At 44.1% G+C, this 17,843-nt stretch carries 16 protein-coding genes; 6 read left to right on the top strand and 10 right to left on the bottom strand.

Annotation, left to right across the window (positions count from 1 at the left end; genetic code table 11):
* Nucleotides 1-9: 9 nt before the first annotated feature.
* The 4 genes from asnB to nagA form a co-directional block, all read right to left on the bottom strand.
* Entirely contained in the window at nt 10-1,680 is a 1,671-nt protein-coding gene (gene asnB, locus CWO27_RS03370; RefSeq protein WP_017062196.1) for an asparagine synthase B, read from the bottom strand.
* A gap of 235 nt (nt 1,681-1,915) precedes the next feature.
* Nucleotides 1,916-3,502: a cation:proton antiporter family protein gene (locus tag CWO27_RS03365; RefSeq protein WP_065675885.1), complete on the bottom strand. Its 1,587-nt coding sequence runs from the start codon at nt 3,500-3,502 to the stop codon at nt 1,916-1,918.
* Nucleotides 3,503-3,586: 84 nt separating this feature from the next.
* Entirely contained in the window at nt 3,587-4,801 is a 1,215-nt protein-coding gene (gene nagC, locus CWO27_RS03360; protein WP_017629614.1) for a DNA-binding transcriptional regulator NagC, read from the bottom strand.
* Between the two features lie 2 nt (nt 4,802-4,803).
* The gene (gene nagA, locus CWO27_RS03355) at nt 4,804-5,940 is read right to left on the bottom strand and encodes an N-acetylglucosamine-6-phosphate deacetylase (protein WP_019820501.1); all 1,137 of its coding nucleotides are present in this window, start codon (nt 5,938-5,940) and stop codon (nt 4,804-4,806) included.
* 475 nt (nt 5,941-6,415) lie between these two features.
* Between nagA and nagE the strand changes: the two genes are divergently transcribed.
* Nucleotides 6,416-7,975 (top strand): N-acetylglucosamine-specific PTS transporter subunit IIBC, encoded by a 1,560-nt coding sequence (nagE, locus tag CWO27_RS03350; protein WP_048612171.1) that lies wholly within the window; start codon nt 6,416-6,418, stop codon nt 7,973-7,975.
* A gap of 302 nt (nt 7,976-8,277) precedes the next feature.
* Nucleotides 8,278-9,945 carry a glutamine--tRNA ligase gene (gene glnS / locus CWO27_RS03345; RefSeq protein WP_102478244.1) on the top strand — a complete coding sequence of 556 codons (1,668 nt, stop codon included), beginning with the start codon at nt 8,278-8,280 and terminating at the stop codon, nt 9,943-9,945.
* A gap of 119 nt (nt 9,946-10,064) precedes the next feature.
* Here the strand turns inward: glnS and CWO27_RS03340 are convergent, their stop codons facing one another.
* Nucleotides 10,065-10,682, bottom strand: a complete 618-nt coding sequence (locus tag CWO27_RS03340; RefSeq protein ID WP_080967728.1) for a prepilin-type N-terminal cleavage/methylation domain-containing protein — start codon at nt 10,680-10,682, stop codon at nt 10,065-10,067.
* Between the two features lie 54 nt (nt 10,683-10,736).
* Nucleotides 10,737-11,186, bottom strand: coding sequence for a ferric iron uptake transcriptional regulator FcrX (gene fcrX, locus CWO27_RS03335; protein ID WP_048606469.1), 450 nt, complete (start codon nt 11,184-11,186; stop codon nt 10,737-10,739).
* A gap of 207 nt (nt 11,187-11,393) precedes the next feature.
* Here fcrX and CWO27_RS03330 point away from each other — a divergent pair, with 207 nt between their 5' ends.
* The gene (locus tag CWO27_RS03330; RefSeq protein WP_019820496.1) at nt 11,394-11,900 is read left to right on the top strand and encodes a DUF4442 domain-containing protein; all 507 of its coding nucleotides are present in this window, start codon (nt 11,394-11,396) and stop codon (nt 11,898-11,900) included.
* Between the two features lie 96 nt (nt 11,901-11,996).
* Here the strand turns inward: CWO27_RS03330 and fldA are convergent, their stop codons facing one another.
* From fldA to CWO27_RS03315, 3 genes are all read right to left on the bottom strand, one after another.
* Nucleotides 11,997-12,530, bottom strand: coding sequence for a flavodoxin FldA (fldA, locus tag CWO27_RS03325; RefSeq protein WP_010436745.1), 534 nt, complete (start codon nt 12,528-12,530; stop codon nt 11,997-11,999).
* 58 nt (nt 12,531-12,588) lie between these two features.
* Nucleotides 12,589-12,807, bottom strand: coding sequence for a DUF2788 domain-containing protein (locus CWO27_RS03320; protein ID WP_004737900.1), 219 nt, complete (start codon nt 12,805-12,807; stop codon nt 12,589-12,591).
* Nucleotides 12,808-12,915: 108 nt separating this feature from the next.
* Nucleotides 12,916-13,677, bottom strand: coding sequence for an alpha/beta fold hydrolase (locus CWO27_RS03315; RefSeq protein WP_048660854.1), 762 nt, complete (start codon nt 13,675-13,677; stop codon nt 12,916-12,918).
* A 93-nt stretch (nt 13,678-13,770) separates the two neighbouring features.
* On the opposite strand from CWO27_RS03315, the gene seqA reads away from it, so the two are divergent.
* The gene (gene seqA, locus CWO27_RS03310; RefSeq protein ID WP_019820493.1) at nt 13,771-14,310 is read left to right on the top strand and encodes a replication initiation negative regulator SeqA; all 540 of its coding nucleotides are present in this window, start codon (nt 13,771-13,773) and stop codon (nt 14,308-14,310) included.
* A gap of 92 nt (nt 14,311-14,402) precedes the next feature.
* Nucleotides 14,403-16,049 carry a phosphoglucomutase (alpha-D-glucose-1,6-bisphosphate-dependent) gene (gene pgm, locus CWO27_RS03305; protein WP_102478246.1) on the top strand — a complete coding sequence of 549 codons (1,647 nt, stop codon included), beginning with the start codon at nt 14,403-14,405 and terminating at the stop codon, nt 16,047-16,049.
* A 126-nt stretch (nt 16,050-16,175) separates the two neighbouring features.
* Here pgm and CWO27_RS03300 read toward each other — a convergent pair whose 3' ends face one another.
* On the bottom strand, nt 16,176-16,934 hold the full coding sequence (locus tag CWO27_RS03300) for a DUF1853 family protein (RefSeq protein ID WP_102433586.1): 759 nt from the start codon (nt 16,932-16,934) through the stop codon (nt 16,176-16,178).
* Nucleotides 16,935-17,024: 90 nt separating this feature from the next.
* Here CWO27_RS03300 and CWO27_RS03295 point away from each other — a divergent pair, with 90 nt between their 5' ends.
* Nucleotides 17,025-17,783, top strand: a complete 759-nt coding sequence (locus CWO27_RS03295) for a Nif3-like dinuclear metal center hexameric protein (protein ID WP_019820488.1) — start codon at nt 17,025-17,027, stop codon at nt 17,781-17,783.
* Nucleotides 17,784-17,843 lie beyond the last annotated feature (60 nt).

Below are 17,843 nucleotides of genomic sequence, written 5' to 3'. Positions count from 1 at the left end.
CAAAACGCTCTAAGCGTTGTAAGCATCGTTGTGAACGGCTTGTACTGCACGGCCCGATGGGTCGACACAGTTTTTGAATGACTCATCCCACTCAATCGCTTTTGCTGATGAACAAGCAACTGAAGGTCCACCTGGTACACATTCTGCCGCTGATTCTAGAGGGAATAGCTCCTCAAAGATTTCACGGTAAGCATAACCTTCCTTGGTTGTTGGCGTGTTGTAAGGGAAACGGAACTTAGCAGCCTCCATTTGTTGATCCGTTACTTTTGCTTCAGCCGTTGCTTTCAATGTATCAATCCAATCGTAGCCAACACCATCAGAGAACTGCTCTTTTTGACGCCATGCGATTGAATCTGGTAGGTAGTCTTCAAAACACTCACGCAGGATGTGTTTCTCCATCTTACCGTTACCACACATCTTGTCTTCAGGGTTCAGGCGCATTGCGACATCGATAAACTCTTTGTCTAAGAATGGTACACGACCTTCAACGCCCCATGCTGCCAATGATTTGTTTGCGCGAGCACAGTCGAACATGCTTAGAGCAAGTAGCTTACGTACTGTTTCTTCGTGGAACTCTTTTGCGTTTGGCGCTTTATGGAAGTAAAGGTAGCCACCAAAGATTTCATCAGCACCTTCACCAGACAATACCATTTTGATGCCCATTGCTTTGATCTTACGAGCAAGCAAGTACATTGGCGTTGATGCACGAATCGTCGTTACATCGTAAGTCTCGATATGGTAGATAACATCACGGATCGCATCTAAGCCTTCCTGAATGGTGTAAGTCATCTCGTGGTGCACAGTACCGATCTTGTCCGCAACTTCACGAGCAGCGATAAGATCTGGTGCGCCTTCAAGGCCAACTGCGAATGAGTGTAGTTGTGGCCACCAAGCTTCAGATTGCTCATCATCTTCGATACGCATTGCAGCAAAGCGTTTAGCGACCGCTGAAGTAATTGATGAATCAAGGCCACCAGATAGAAGTACACCGTAAGGAACGTCAGTCATTAGTTGGCGTTTAACAGCTGCTTCTAGTGCTTCAGTCAGTTCTTCTTTGCTTGTGCTGTTGCCTTGTACCGCTGCGTACTCGTTCCAATCGCGGATGTAGTAGCGTTGAGGTTCTGCATCTTTCGAAGAGTAGAAGCTACCAGGAGGGAATTCACTGATCGTCTTACATACTTCAACCAATGCTTTCATCTCTGAAGCAACGTAGTAGTTACCGTGCTCATCGTAACCTTGGTAAAGCGGGATGATACCAATATGGTCGCGGCCCACTAGGTATTCGTCTTTCTCTTCATCGTATAAAACGAAGGCGAAAATACCGTTAAGCTCTTCTAGAAGGTCTGCACCCATCTCTTGGTATAGCGCTAGGATAACTTCACAGTCAGAATCAGTCTGGAACTGGTACTTATCTTCATAGCGTGCGCGAAGTTCTTTGTGGTTATAAATTTCACCGTTCACTGCAAGAATGTGCTTTTTGTCTTGGCTGTATAGTGGTTGAGCACCACTGTTCAAGCCAACAATAGCAAGACGTTCATGAGCAAGGATTGCTTTTTCACCAGCATAGATACCAGACCAGTCCGGACCACGGTGACGAAGCTTCTTAGACATTTCTAAAGCAATAGGGCGAAGTGCTGCGGCATCACTTTTAATGTCGAGAATGCCAAATACTGAACACATAGAACTTCCTTTTAAATAATTTCTAAATCAACTGCATTCAATTTGCCATTCTGGCTAAAAAAAGCAACCGGATGTGAGCAAAAAAATAATATAAATGGTGTTCTGTTAGAAATTATCTAATTTTTATGTGCTTTTGGTGTGTGATGTTTAATTGCGGTTGGTTTTTTAAACAAAAACCTCTCAAAAGTGCGAAAAATAGTCAGTTTTGAGAGGTTTAGTTGAACACGGTCTAATACTAGATTTTATTGATATTTGGATTTAACTGTTCGCAAACGTGGCGAGCAAAACCACTACCAGCCTCGCTGTAAATGTTAAATGCCGCATCAACGCCATTCTCTTTCAGTGTTTCGAGTTGATCTGGATATTCAGCAATAGCCGCAATTTGGCCTTTAAAGTTACGTGACTTCAATTGCTCTAAAGCGGTTTGATTACCTTGGTGGTGAGGCATAGCCAGGATCACTAGCTTTACGTTTGCTGTATCTAGAATTCGTTCCCAGAAATCCGGGTCAGTCGCGTCACCAGAGATCACGTTCCTGCCATGGCTTCTGTGATTGTGCGCGGCTTCTTCGCGAACTTCAACACCTAGGCTGACTTTGCCATAGCGAGTGCGTAATTCGTCATAAGCACCAGTACCAATTCGTCCCATACCAAGAATCAGCACTTGGGCCCGACCTGGGTCAATTCGCTTATCACGTCGGTGAAGCTTTTCTGACGCATGCTCTTTTAGCCATTTACCTGACTGCTGATAAAGCTTGTGACCAGCTCGGTTTAAAGGTGCTGCGATTAAGAACGACAGTGAAACAGCAATTGCCACAGCCACCAAGATGTCACCTGACATCCAGCCCATCTTGAAGGCGAGACCACCAACGATGAGGCCAAACTCGCTATAGTTAAACAGTGATAGCGAGGCAAGTAGAGACGTTCGAACACGGAACTTGAAGCGGTTGAGTACCAAGAAGTAGAGAACACCTTTCACTGGCAGCATCAGCAAGAACAAGATTGCGAGCATAAAGCCTTGAATGGTTGGTTGCTCTGACAAACCAATGTTCAAGAAGAAACAGACAAGGAAAAGTTCTTTAAGGTTAAACAGCGACTTTGATAATTCTGAGGCTTTTGGGTGACCAGCAAGTAACATACCTAAAACAAGAGCCCCCAAGTCTGGTTTCACACCAACCAAATGGAATAAACCAGCACCGACGACTAATGCGAAGAAGATGCCGGAAAGAACCAGCATCTCACCGTGACCAACCCAATCGAGCACTTTGTAGAACAGTGGGCGTAATAAGGGTAGGGCAAACAGAGCAATCGCATACCACTCAGGTATTTTGCCCGTAGAAGCCGTTAAGAATACTACGGCGAAGATATCCTGCATGACCAAGATACCAATCGCTAACGTTCCGTAGGTCGCATTCATTTCGCCTTTCTCTTGCAGAGTCTTAACCGCAAATACGGTACTAGAGAATGAAAGAGCAAAACCGAGCAGAACGATCTGTTCTACCGACATGGCAGCTAGCGATGAAATACCTAAGAACTTAAAGCCAAACAGGGCGACGGCGAAAAACAGAGTGGACAAAAGGTTGTGGATTGTCGCGCCAGCCCAGATCTCTTTAGAGAGTAGGGTTTTGATATCGAGCTTTAAGCCGATAGTAAATAGAAGCAGAGTAACACCAAGGTCAGCTAAAGTAATGATGGTGTCATTGGTTTCAAAGCCAAAGGCAAAAAGCCCAAAGCCTGCAACCAAAAAACCAACTAATGGGGGAAGGTGACACTTTAAAGCAATAAATCCTGCGATAAACGCAGTGGATATTAATATAAGTTCCATAACTTGTTGTTGTAGTTCCCTAGCTTAAAAAAACGGGCCGTGTTTATACAAACACGGCCCGCGGAAAATCAGAATTGTTTTTCTCTAGTCTTCGAGAAGCTTCTGCAGTAACACGCCGTTGAGCATGGCGCGCTTAATCATGGCAAAAGCTCCCATCGTAGGATGTTTATCGATCTGTGATGCTACAATAGGCAAGCCGCTATGGAAAGTCGTTAACGACTGATTCTCTACATTGCGCTTAATTGCAGGGAAAACAATCTCTTGTGCCTTGGTAATATCACCAGCAATGATAACTTTTTGAGGGTTAAATAAGTTAATCGTCATGGCGATAGCCTTACCTAACTGGTTTCCTACTCGAACTAAGCTTTGCTTCGCCAGTTCGTCACCATTGATTGCATGGTCACACACATCTTGAATCGTAATACGGTCAAGCTCTGTTAAAGAAGACTCATAGCCTTGTTTAATCAGTTTTTGAACTCGTTCAACGATTGCTGGGTTTGCCGCTACGGTTTCAAGACAACCGAAGTTACCACATTGGCATTGCTCGCCTAGCGGATCGATTTGGATATGGCCAATCTCACCTACGTTGCGGTTGTGACCTAAGAAAACCTGACCATTTACGATAATACCTGCGCCGGTACCACGGTGAACACTCACTAAAATAGAGTCTTGGCTGTCTTTACTTGCACCGAAGTAGTGCTCTGCAAGCGCCATTCCGCGAACATCGTTACCCACAAAACAAGCGACATGGAATGTGTCGCGAATAATGTCACTTAAAGCCAGGTTATCGATATCCGTGTTTGGCATGTACTCAACAACACCAGTCGTTGGGTTAACCAAGCCTGGAAGTGTGACACCAATAGCAATCAGCTGATCGATCTTTGGTTGGTGTTCAGCAATGAAAGCCTTCAAATTATTAACCAAGCCTTGGGTAAGGTCTGACTGGTCTGAATAATTCAGGTCTTGCTGTTGGAAAGCCAACTCACGACCGCCAAGGTCATGAAGGCTTATTTGAATGTAGTCTCGACCTAAACGCACAGCGACAGAATGAAAAGGTTCTACTTCTGTGGTTAGGGAGATAGCGCGTCTACCGCCAGTAGACGCTTGCTGCGCAACCTCTTTAATTAGGCCGCGCTCTAAAAGTTGGCGGGTAATTTTTGTAACACTTGCCGGTGCGAGTTGGCTTACATCAGCCACTTGTATACGACTGATAGGCCCTTGTTGGTCTATAAGTCGGTATACCGCCGCACTGTTTAGTTGTTTAACTAAGTCTACGTTACCTATTTGTCCGCCATTCATACTTAATTGTGCTCGTATTGTCCGTTAACAACAGTCGCTTTAACGTTAAAGTCTCGGTCAAATACAGCTAGGTTTGCAACCATGCCTTTTTTGATTCGACCTAGCTTGCTTTCTACACCGATAGCCGTAGCTGGGTATAGCGTAGCCATGCGAAGAGCTTCGTCTAAAGCGATACCAGCGTGCTCAACTGTATTCTGAACTGCTTCAATCATAGTCAGAGCTGAGCCGCCCAGTGTGCCGTTTTCATCAACACACTTACCATCACGGTAATATACTTTCTTACCGACAAAAATAAAGTATTCCATGTCAGCACCTGCAGGAGCTGTGGCATCCGTCACTAATACCAACTTTTCTCCCTTGATTTTATGCGCAATTCTGATGTTTGCGTAATCAACGTGGAAACCGTCGGCAATGATGCCAGCGTAAACCTCTGGTGTGTCGTAAATCGCGCCTACAACGCCCGGTTCACGACCGACCATAGGGGTCATTGCATTGAATAGGTGAGTAGCGAACGTGATACCAGATTCAAAACCTTGGCGTGCTTCTGCGTAAGTTGCGTTGGTGTGGCCGATAGAAACCACAACGCCAGCTTTGTGCAGGCGTTCAATGTGTTCAGGGTCGTTTAACTCTGGAGCTAATGTAACTTTTGCAACAAGGTCACTGTTGTCACAGATAAGCTCAATCATTTCGTTGTCAGACTTACGAATGTGATCGACGCTGTGGATGCCTTTTTTCGCAACGTTCAAGTACGGACCTTCTAGGTGCAGACCTAAAGATTGGTTTTGGTACTGGTTGTGGTACTCACGAGCTGCCGTAATAACCGCACGCATATCTTCGTCTGAAGAGGTGATAAGCGTTGGTAAGAAGCTAGTACAGCCAGATTTCAGATTTGCTTTGTGCATGATCTGCATGGTTTCTGCAGTGATCTCATCGTTAAGCATTACACCGCCACAACCGTTCAGTTGTAGGTCAATGAAACCTGGACTTAGGTTTGCTCCGTCTAGGTCGCGAACCTCGATTCCCTCTGGCAATTCAGAGATAGGACAGACTTTTTTGATCAGTTCGTTTTCGATTACAACAGCATGATCGGTCAGAACATCACTACCAGTGTAAATTTTACAGTTACTTAGCGCGTACATAGTCAGCTAATCCTTATTTCGTGAGATCTTTTAAATTCGTTCGTTACCTAAATGCGGACTTAGTTTGCGAGCATCATTTACGTAACGATTTATCTTTTATGGGCAAACGGCTTCAATATGGGAAGCTATTTAAGTATTTGAAAAATATATGAACAACTGATCATTATTATACATTTAGGTTCATTGTTAATGATTATTCATACGGCAATAGAAGCCCGCAGATACCATCTTTTTACCTAATGATTAGATTTGGATTTTATCTATAAATGTTCATTTTTTTGAATGATAAAATAAGTTTTATGATCTCGCTAGCAAAAACCTCTGGATTTGGTAAAAACTGGTGATTAGGATCACAAATGGTAAGGTTTTAATTTGCGGAGCAAAATTAATTGAATACACTGAATAGGACTAAATTGAGCGACTAAAATAAGTTTCTCAAACGAATTCTAAAAAATCCTATAGGGGGAAACAACTGGTGAATATTCTAGGATATGCACAGAAGCTTGGTAAGGCGTTAATGCTACCAATCGCAACGCTTCCGATTGCGGCGCTTCTTTTACGTTTAGGTCAAGGCGATCTACTTGATATTCCATTCATGGCGCAAGCTGGTGGTGCTATCTTCGGTAACCTACCATTGCTCTTTGGTCTAGGTATCGCGATTGGTCTTTCTAAAGACGGTAACGGCGCAGCAGGTCTTGCTGGTGCAGTTGCTTACTTCGTACTAACTGCTACAGCAACGACAATTAACGCAGACGTTAACATGTCATTCTTCGGCGGTATCTTCGCAGGTATCATCGCAGGTCACTCTTACAACGCTTTCCACGCGACACGCCTTCCAGAGTGGCTGGCTTTCTTCGCGGGTAAACGTTTAGTACCTATCATGGCCGGTCTATTTGCACTTGTTGCAGGTGCTGTGTCTGGTGTGGTTTGGCCTGGTGTTCAATCTGGTCTAGACGCACTGGCTCACGCAGTATCAACGTCTGGCGCTATCGGCCAATTCGTTTACGGTACTCTTAACCGTGCACTTATCCCTGTAGGTCTACACCACGTATTGAACTCATACTTCTGGTTCGGTATGGGTACATGTCAAGAGATCATCGTTGCTGGTCAAGGCGCATTCGCTAACATCACTCAACTTTGTGTTGACCCAGCACTGGCTAAAACTCTAGTTGTTGGCCAAGAGCACACATTCACATTCGCTAACTCTGTAACTCCAGAAATCACTACTGTAGTTAAAGAAGTGACTGAAACTGTTAAATCTGGTGACCTACACCGTTTCTTCGGCGGCGATAAAGGCGCTGGCGTATTCATGAATGGTTTCTTCCCAGTAATGATGTTCGGTCTACCAGGTGCTGCACTTGCAATGTACCTAGCTGCTCCTGCTGAAAAACGTAGCCAAGTTGGTGGCGCACTATTCTCAGTTGCATTCTGTTCATTCCTAACAGGTATCACAGAGCCGCTAGAATTCATGTTCGTATTCCTAGCTCCTGCTCTATACGCAATGCACGCTGTATTTACAGGTCTGTCTCTAGTAGTTGCTAACATGTTTGGTACTCTGCACGGTTTCGGTTTCTCTGCTGGTCTTATCGACTTCGTATTGAACTGGGGTCTAGCAACTAAACCATTCGTACTACTACTAATCGGTCTTGGTTTCGGTGCTCTATACTTCTTCACTTTCTCTTTCGCAATCCGCGCTTTCAACTTGAAATCGCCAGGTCGTGAAGATGATGACGAAGCTGTTGCAGCTCCTGCTGGCGACGCACCAAAAGGCGACCTTGCACGTCAATACCTGAAAGCTCTAGGTGGTCACGATAACCTAACTTCAATCGACGCTTGTATCACTCGTCTACGCTTAACTCTTAAAGACCGCTCTGTCGCTGATGAAGTTGTTCTTAAGAAACTAGGTGCTAAAGGTGTGGTTAAACTAGGTGAAAATAACCTACAGGTTATCCTAGGCCCACTAGCTGAAATCGTAGCTGGCGAAATGAAAGCTATCGGTGCAGGCGAAGACCTATCTGATGTAAAACTTCCATAGTAAAGGAAGTACTTAATTAAGACGTAAAGTTACTCTTAAGTAAGTGTCAAATTGAAAGCCTCCCACATGGGAGGCTTTTTTGTGCCTGCTGTTTAAGGCTAATGAACACGGTTCGTTCTATTCTTCATCGAATAGCAGAAATATTCGCAATTAACGGACGGTTCTTATTGTGCAAAGGCAAAGAATTGTGGATGATTAGCAACAATGATCTTTCAATCTTTGACCGGCGCTATAAGCGACCGTTTTCTTGGGGATGAAAGATAACTTTCTCTGACAATACTAAATACATAGAGGTGCTATAGATGAGTGAAGCTGAGGCTCGTCCATCGAATTTCATTCGCCAAATTATTGATAAAGATTTAGCGGATGGTACACACAGTAGCGTGCATACTCGTTTCCCGCCGGAGCCAAATGGCTACCTGCACATTGGTCACGCTAAATCTATTTGCTTGAACTTTGGTATTGCTCAGGACTACCAGGGACAATGTAATCTTCGTTTCGATGATACAAACCCTGAAAAAGAAGACGTTGAATACGTTGAGTCAATTAAGAATGATGTAAGCTGGTTAGGCTTCGAATGGTCTGGTGATATTTGTTACTCATCAAACTACTTCGATACGCTTTACGCTTATGCTGTGGAATTAATTAATAAAGGCTTAGCGTATGTTGACGAGCTAAGTCCTGATCAAATCCGTGAGTACCGTGGCACGCTAAAAGAGCCAGGTAAAGCGAGCCCATACCGTGACCGCAGCCCTGAAGAGAACCTAGCGTTGTTTGAAAAAATGCGTGACGGTGGCTTTGAAGAAGGTAAAGCGTGTTTGCGTGCTAAGATCGACATGAGCTCTTCGTTCATGGTTATGCGCGATCCTGTTATCTACCGTGTTCGTTTTGCTCACCACCATCAAACAGCTGACAAGTGGTGCATTTACCCAATGTACGACTTTACTCACTGTATCTCTGATGCGCTGGAAGGTATTACGCACTCTATCTGTACGCTTGAATTCCAAGATAACCGTCGTTTGTACGATTGGGTTCTAGATAACATCACGATTGATTGCCAACCTCGTCAGTACGAGTTTAGTCGCCTGAATCTTGAATACACAGTGATGTCTAAGCGTAAGCTGAACCAACTTGTGGTTGAAAACCTAGTTCAAGGTTGGGATGACCCACGTATGCCTACTATTTCTGGCCTGCGTCGTCGTGGTTTTACTTCAAGCTCTATTCGTGAATTCTGTAAGCGTATTGGCGTGACAAAGCAAGAGAACATGATTGAGTTCGGTTCACTTGAGTCTTGCATTCGTGATGATCTGAACGAAAATGCACCTCGTGCAATGGCCGTTCTGGATCCAGTTAAGATCGTTATTGAAAACTACGAAGCAGATGCAGTAGAAACGTTAACTGTTGCAAACCATCCAAACAAGCCAGAAATGGGAACTCGCGAAGTACCATTTACCCGTGAAGTTTGGATTGAGCGTGATGACTTCCGTGAAGAAGCAAACAAGAAGTACAAGCGTTTGGTTCTAGGCAAAGAAGTTCGTCTACGTGGCGCTTATGTGATCAAAGCTGAACGTATCGAAAAAGATGCAGAAGGCAACATTACGACTATCTTCTGCTCTTACGACAATGAAACATTGGGTAAGAACCCTGCAGATGGCCGCAAAGTGAAAGGCGTTATCCACTGGGTATCTGCTGATAAAGCGCTGCCTGCTGAGATTCGTTTGTACGATCGTCTATTCACAGTGGCAAACCCAGCCGCTGCTGATGACTTCGCTGCAACGCTAAACCCTGAATCACTTGTTACGCTAAATGGTTTTGTTGAACCTAGCCTAGCAGAAGGTGTTGCAGAGCAAGCGTACCAGTTTGAACGTACAGGCTACTTCTGTGTGGATTCGAAAGACTCTAAAGCAGATGCACTAGTCTTCAACCGCACGGTTGGTCTACGCGATACTTGGGGTAAAACTGAAGCTTAATGCTTGAGCATTTAGTTTGTTAAAAACGACCCAATAAAAAACCGGCTTAGAGCCGGTTTTTTTGTGTCTGCGGATATGTGCCTAGAGAGGACGTTGCTAATTTACTCTACTCGCTCAAGTTATATATCATCTGGTCGAGAGTTCGTGATTTCACCAGTGCGGGAGTTATACCAAAATACGTATTCAGCTCTGTCTGGATTTCTATGATGACCTTCAGCTGTGAAGATGTAATAGCAGAGCGCTTGAGCAGTAACAGAATCGCCCTCTTTAGTTAAAAAGGTTAGATTTTGGCGGCGCGATACAAAATCGAATCCATCAAAATTGTCTCGATCGGTTGTAACCGTAAGATCGCTGTTCATAATTGCGTCCCAGATAGCGACACAACCTTGATGGCCTTGACCTATATTGTAGGGCGCGCCCATTGGCGAATTTTTATCAACACCTAAAGGGTAACCCTCATCGTTGATATCTAGCTGTGGGTTACCGTTAGCATCCTCGCCGAAGCCTGGAAGGTCGTTCATTTCTGAATTACCGCCTCCATTCACTAGCCATTTACTATGCGCGAACGTTATCGCAGTTTGAAATTGAGATTGAGCAGCGTCAAACAGAGCGATACGGCCATCGGTTTGAATGTTAAGAAAACGGGGAAGGGCAACAACAGCAAGTACGGCGATAATCACCACAACAACCAACATCTCAATTAAAGTAAAAGCCTTAACTAGCGGGATTCTTTTCATGGATACTTTATGGAGCCCTATATAAAAAACGCCGGCCTAAGCCAGCGTTCTGTATTACTTCTTCGCTTTATGTGCGTCTGGATTGCCTTTGCAATCTCCGCTAATGCTTTTTCCGTACAAGTATAAACTGTGGTTTGTCAGTTGCACGTTGTAACGCTGAGCAATCTCTTTCTGTCTTTCTTCGATGATGTCATCAGAGAATTCGATCACTTCGCCACAATCTAAACATACAAGGTGGTCGTGGTGGTGCTGTGTAGAAAGTTCAAATACAGACTTGCCGCCTTCGAAGTGGTGACGAGTTACAATGCCAGCGTCATCGAATTGGTTAAGTACTCGATAAACGGTTGCAAGACCGATTTCTTCACCTAGGTCGATCAGCTTCTTATATAAATCTTCAGCACTAATATGTTGGCAGTCTGGCTGTTGTAATACTTCTAAAATTTTGAGCCGTGGAAGGGTCACTTTAAGACCTGCATCTTTTAGCGCTTGATTATTGTCTGACATATACTTTCCTGTTGATGATCTGCAGCAATTAACAGAATTCAATATTAATACCATTATAGTTTAGTCAGGCATAACAATAAACCACGAACTTCAAAGGGTTACTTACTGACATCACAATCTGTTTTGTAAATTGGAAGTATCTCACTTATAGTGGAGGTACGACCAGTCAAGGTGACGGTGTTTCTGATATGAACATGGAATGTTGTTATGAATAAGCAACTCGCAAAAATATATAAACCCAACATTGTAAAATTTGCTCTTAATATTTGGCCTCCCTTTTGGGGAGCGGGTATTCGAATAGCCCACATTAGCGCTGACTTTAGGGTGGTTAAGACGGTACTTAAGCTACGCTGGTGGAATAAGAACGCCAATCGTACTCAATATGGCGGCAGTATCTTTTCTCTTACCGATCCCGTTTACTCATTGATGTTAATGGGAATTTTAGGTGAGCGATATTATGTTTGGGATAAAGAAGCGAGCATTAACTTCATCAAGCCGGGGCAATCGGACTTGTATGCAGATTTTGAGATAAGCCAAGGGCAGCTTGACGATATCTATCGTCAGACACAGCTCGGTGAAAAGTGTTTTCCTGAATTTATTATTCACGTGAAAGATAAGCAGGGTAATGTGGTCTCAGAAATTCAACGCACCCTTTATGTAAGAAAGAAGCCGCAATTTAGAGATGATGATGAAGCATTAGAAGCTGAGTGCTAATTAATAGATTTTAAATAGCAAAAAACCTCCCATAAGGAGGTTTTTTCATATCTACATAATGGTTATTAATTGTAACAATTAACAACCACTAGAGAATTAGTCTTCTAGCTCTGCTAGGCACATCTCTTCGTGGATTTGTTTAACCCAGTTAGATACGCGCTCATCAGTTAGCTCAGGTTGACGGTCTTCATCGATACATAGACCAACGAATTGGCTGTCATCGCCTTCAACTAAACCTTTCGATGCTTCGAATTCGTAGCCTTCAGTTGATGTGTGACCTAGGATAGTACCGCCTTTCGCTTCAACGATGTCACGGATAGTACCCATAGCATCACAGAAGTATTCTGCGTAATCTTCTTGGTCGCCACAACCAAAGATAGCAACAAGCTTAGTTGAGAAATCAATAGCTTCTAGCTCTGGGAAAAAGTCATCCCAATCACATTGTGCTTCGCCGTAGTACCACGTAGGGATACCAAGCAGCAGTAGATCGAAGTTATCGATATCTTCTTTGCTGCTTTTTGCAATGTCTTGAACGTGAACGAGCTGTTTGCTCAATTGCTTTTGAATCATCTTAGCAACAGCTTCAGTGTTACCTGTATCGCTACCAAAGAAGAGACCTACACTTGCCATAGAATCATTACCTTTCATTTTGTCTGTTGTCGGTGTGATAAAGTTCGGAAGAGAATCGTTAGATCCCAGTTCCTTCCCAGCTTAGTTGGATTATCCCTTTGGCGATAAAACCCGCACAGCCAAGGAAAAGTACTAACCATACGATGCGACGACCAAATGGAGGAACATTTCCCTGCTTGAGAACGTCCTTAATTGCCATACCGATTAAAAAGAAAATCGCGGCAAACAGGAGATCTAAACCAACAGATTCAATGATGTTCATGTAGTCGTAAAGCATGGGAACCTTATATACCAATTTTGCTTGGGCGCACTATATCACTGTTGCGAGATAAAGTTAATCTGCAGTGATTACTCAGCTCTCATTTATCTGCATGAAAAAGCGCGCTTAAGCGATGAATTTTCGTATTGCTCTGAGTACTTCAGCTGGCTTTTCTGCGTGTAGCCAATGACCCGTATTGGCAATGACGTGCGCCTTTGCGTTAGAAAATTGCTGCTGAACTGCAGTTTGGTGCTCAGCCGTGAGGTAGTCAGAATCCCCACCTTTTATTAGCAAGGTTTTGACCGAGGTTTTGTCGATCGGTTCCCAGCCAATGATGTGAGCGTAGTTTGCAAGTAGTGACGCGACGTTAAAGCGCCACTCCATAATGCCTTGTTCTGACTTGAATAGTGATTTCGTTAAGAACTGGCGAACCCCGTCGATTTCAATATGTTTTGCGAGTACTTTAAGTGCTTCAGAGCGAGATTCTGGTTTTTCTTCTATCACGGCTTGAAGGCCTGCGAATACGTTATCATGGCGACTTTGGGTGTAAGCGACCGGTGCCATGTCCAGTACGATCAGTTTACGTAGCTCTAGGTGTTGGGTGAGTGCCATGGCAACCTTGCCACCCATCGAGTGACCAATCACAGTGACGTCGTCTAACTCGAGATCTTTCAACAGTTGAGAGACATCTTGCGCCATCGCTTGGTAGTCATGAGTGTCACTATGGAAAGATTGGCCGTGGTTACGTAGATCGATACTAAGCACTTGATGATCGGCTTTTAGATCCCTAGCGAGCAAGCCAAGGTTGTCCAGATTACCGAATAATCCATGGATCAAAACAATGGTGTGACCCTCACCTTCAATTTTATAGTTGAGCTGTACTGACATTTTTATCTTATTCATGGTGGGTTTGACGTAGAGTATCCGCGCGGATCTCGCTATAATCCCCCAGAGTTTAAACATTGAGATTGTGAAAAGCGAATGAAAACAATTGAGGTTGATGAGGACCTATACCGTTTTATTGCGGGTCAGACAGAACGTATTGGCGAAAGCGCTTCAGATATTCTGCGCCGCTTGTTACAGGTTGATAGCCAAGGCATGGCTCCGATCGAAGAGATCGTTGAGCCAAAAGGTATCGTTGTTAGCAAAGAGGTAGGCTTTACTCCAGAGAAGTTCGATGGCGTTAAAGAAATGCGCTCACTACTAATATCAGATGAGTTTGCATCACTAAAGAAAGCCATTGATCGTTTCATGCTTGTGTTATCAACACTGCATAAAATCGACCCTTTAAGCTTTTCAGAAGCAACTCAAGTAAAAGGCCGTAAGCGCGTTTACTTTGCAGATAACGAAGCGACGTTGCTAGCAAACGGCAACACGACTAAGCCTAAAGCTATTCCACAAAGTCCTTTTTGGGTTATTACTAATAACAATACAAGCCGAAAAAGACAGATGGTTGAGCAGCTTATGAGCCGCATGAGTTTCCAAGCAGAATTGATAGAAAAAGTAACAGGTTCAATTTAACGAAATCTGATTTAAACCTCATAATATCCATGGATAAGAAGATATTATGAGGTTTTTTTGTTTTTAAATTTTATATATAAGGATGTCGAAAAATGGCTATGCACCCTCGTGCTGGGCAGAAAGCTCAGCAGGAAGATCTTCATAATATCCCGGCTTTAGTTGCTAACTATTTCTTACAGCAACCGGATGCTACGAACCCAGATCATAAAGTACTTTTCGGTACTTCAGGTCACCGCGGTACAGCAGACAAATCAACATTTAACGAAAATCACATTCTAGCAATTGCACAAGCGGTTGCTGAAGTTCGTGCCGAGCAAGGTACAACTGGCCCTCTTTTCTTAGGTAAAGATACTCACGCTCTATCTGAGCCTGCGTTCTCTACGGTTATCGAAGTGCTTGTAGCGAACGGTGTTGAAGTTATTATTCAAGAAAACAACGGCTTTACTCCAACACCGGGTATCTCGCACGCGATTCTTACGCACAACCTAGTGAATGACAAAAAAGCCGACGGCATTGTTATCACGCCTTCACATAACCCACCTCAAGACGGCGGTATTAAATACAACCCGACACACGGTGGCCCAGCTGAAGCTGAATTGACTCAAGCGATTGAAGACCGTGCGAACGTGATCATTGCTGAGCAAATGCAAGGTGTTAAGCGTACGCCTATCGCACAGGCTAAACAGTCTGAGCTAGTAAAAGAAGTCGACCTAGTGGCGCCATACGTCGCTGATTTGGTTAACGTCGTTGATATGGAAGCGATCCAGAAAGCAAACATCAAGATTGGTGTTGATCCACTAGGTGGCAGCGGTATTGATTACTGGCGTCAAATTGGTAAAGCGTACAATCTAGATCTTACTCTGGTAAGTGAAGCGGTTGACCCTTCATTCCAATTTATGTCTCTAGATAAAGATGGCGTGGTTCGTATGGACTGTTCTTCCCCATACGCGATGGCAGGCTTACTGGCTCTTAAAGACGAGTACGCTCTAGCGTTTGGTAACGACCCAGATTACGATCGCCACGGCATCGTGACACCTAAAGGCTTGATGAATCCAAACCACTTCTTAGCGGTTTGTATTGATTACCTATACCGTAACCGTGAAGGTTGGGGTAAAGACGTTGCTGTTGGTAAGACACTAGTATCAAGCGCATTGATTGACCGTGTTGTTGCTGACTTAGGTCGCGAACTTTGTGAAGTGCCAGTTGGTTTCAAATGGTTCGTTGATGGTCTTTACAAAGGCCAGTTTGGTTTTGGTGGTGAAGAGAGTGCAGGTGCTTCTTTCCTACGTAAAGACGGTACGCCTTGGTCAACAGATAAAGATGGCCTGATTCTTTGCCTACTTGCGGCTGAGATCACAGCGGTAACGGGTAAGAACCCACAAGAATACTACGAAGAGCTTGCTGCTAAACACGGTGAATCTAAGTATAACCGTATTCAAGCGGTAGCAAATGGCGCACAAAAAGACGTGCTTAAAAAGCTATCTCCAGAGATGGTTTCTGCTGAAACACTTGCTGGCGATGCGATTACTGCTCGCTTAACGCATGCTCCAGGTAATGGCGCTGCGATTGGTGGCCTGAAAGTGACCACTGAGAACGGTTGGTTTGCTGCTCGTCCATCAGGCACTGAAGACATCTACAAGATTTACTGTGAAAGCTTTAAGGGTGAAGAGCACCTGAAAGCAATCGAAGCAGAAGCTCAAGAGATTGTGAACCAAGTATTTGCAGCGGCTGGTCTGTAATCGAAATTTGATTACTGGATATAAAAGCTAAATAGATAGAAGGGTTGATGTGAAAACATCAGCCCTTTTTATTTGTGCTGGTTGCGTGTAATAAGCGGGAAAAGGTAAGTGAGTTAGCTTAGACGACTAACCGTGTGGCCAACTTTGTGGCATCACAAACCAGAATTGCCCGGACTTGGTTTGCCCATGGACGAAGCGATCACCAAACTCGGTGATAGGCTTACTGCTGAAATCATCCGTCCCTGCCGCCCATTGTTCTTTGGTGAGAGGGTAGAGCGCTTCAGTGATTAGATGAGCTTGGTTTTGATAGCACCAAAAGCCGTTTACTTGGCTCGGGTTAATGTCGTAGCCCAAACATTCAGTAGGTACGTTTTGCTCTAAGAATGGGTTGGTGTATAGACGACCTTGCATGAGGAGATGTTTTGAGTCGACATCGATCTCTGGATACTGCTCAATAAAAGCGGATGAAGATGACATACCAAGCTGGTGGCTGAGCATCCTTTCGAGCTTCTTATCCAATTGATCGTGAGAGTTGGGGCCAAACCAAGTTTGTTCGTGGAGCAGATAAAACTTAATCGCCACTTCCCAGTGTTCTAACTTTTGGTCGTTCGCTTTTTCGAGAATAAAGTCGATTGCGCCGAGTGTTCTACCCTCAACATTAATCTGGATCTCATCGTGCTTGATTGAATAATTATCCGAAGCAGTGATGACTTGTTCACATAAGTGTTGGTAGAGAAAGCCTAATCTAGGATTACCATCATAAGTATGTGCGTCGTCGAGCTCTTGGTGGTTTGAGAATGCTGTGAGATCAGAAATCGGTGGCTTGATTTCTAGTAATGGTGGTGAGTCGATGACCCATTGGTAAAAACGTTGCAGTGCTGTCATCTCTTCCTCATAAACTCATCGTGGGGCTTTCGACATTCTACCCGTAAATTGATATAACGACGTTATTATAAAGGTAAGCTGGAAATAAAAATGAATAACTTACAATTAGAAAAGCTACTTAACGAAAAACTGCAGCCACAACAGATTAAAGATTACTGCCCGAATGGTCTTCAAGTCGAGGGTGCATCTGAAGTGAAGCGCATCGTTACTGGTGTAACAGCCTCTCAAGCTCTGATTGATAAAGCGGTAGAATTGAATGCCGATGCTTTGTTGGTTCATCACGGTTTCTTTTGGAAAGGTGAGTCAGAAGCGATTCGTGGCATGAAGGGCAAGCGCATTCGTACTCTGATTAAGAATGACATTAATCTTCTAGGTTATCACTTACCTCTCGATATCCACCCTGAACTTGGTAACAACGCCAAGCTCGCTGAGCTGCTTGATATTGAGGTAGAAGGTGGCTTGGAAGGGCACCCACAATCGGTTGCAATGTTTGGTAAATTAAAAAAACCAATGACAGGTGCTGAGTTTTCAGAAAAAATTGATCATGTTCTAAATCGTAAACCACTGCATATTGCTCCTGAAAACGCCGATAAAATGATTGAAACGGTAGGTTGGTGTACTGGTGGTGGTCAAGATTACATTGAGCTGGCGGCTTCTCAAGGTATTGATGCATTTATCTCTGGTGAAATTTCAGAGCGCACAACTTACTCGGCTCGTGAGCAAGACATCCATTACTTTGCCGCAGGTCACCATGCAACAGAACGCTACGGTGTTAAAGCATTGGGCGAGTGGTTAGCAAAAGAGCATGGATTGGATGTTGAGTTTATCGATATCGATAATCCGGTTTAAGAACAGATGCGAGATGAGGGATACGAGTCGATTGTATCCCGTAGAAAAGAAAAGGGGTTG

The sequence above is a fragment of the Vibrio sp. 10N.286.51.C3 genome (genome assembly GCF_003050065.1).
Taxonomy (GTDB): Bacteria; Pseudomonadota; Gammaproteobacteria; order Enterobacterales; family Vibrionaceae; genus Vibrio; species Vibrio crassostreae.
This window is presented reverse-complemented; position numbering and strand designations above follow the sequence as displayed.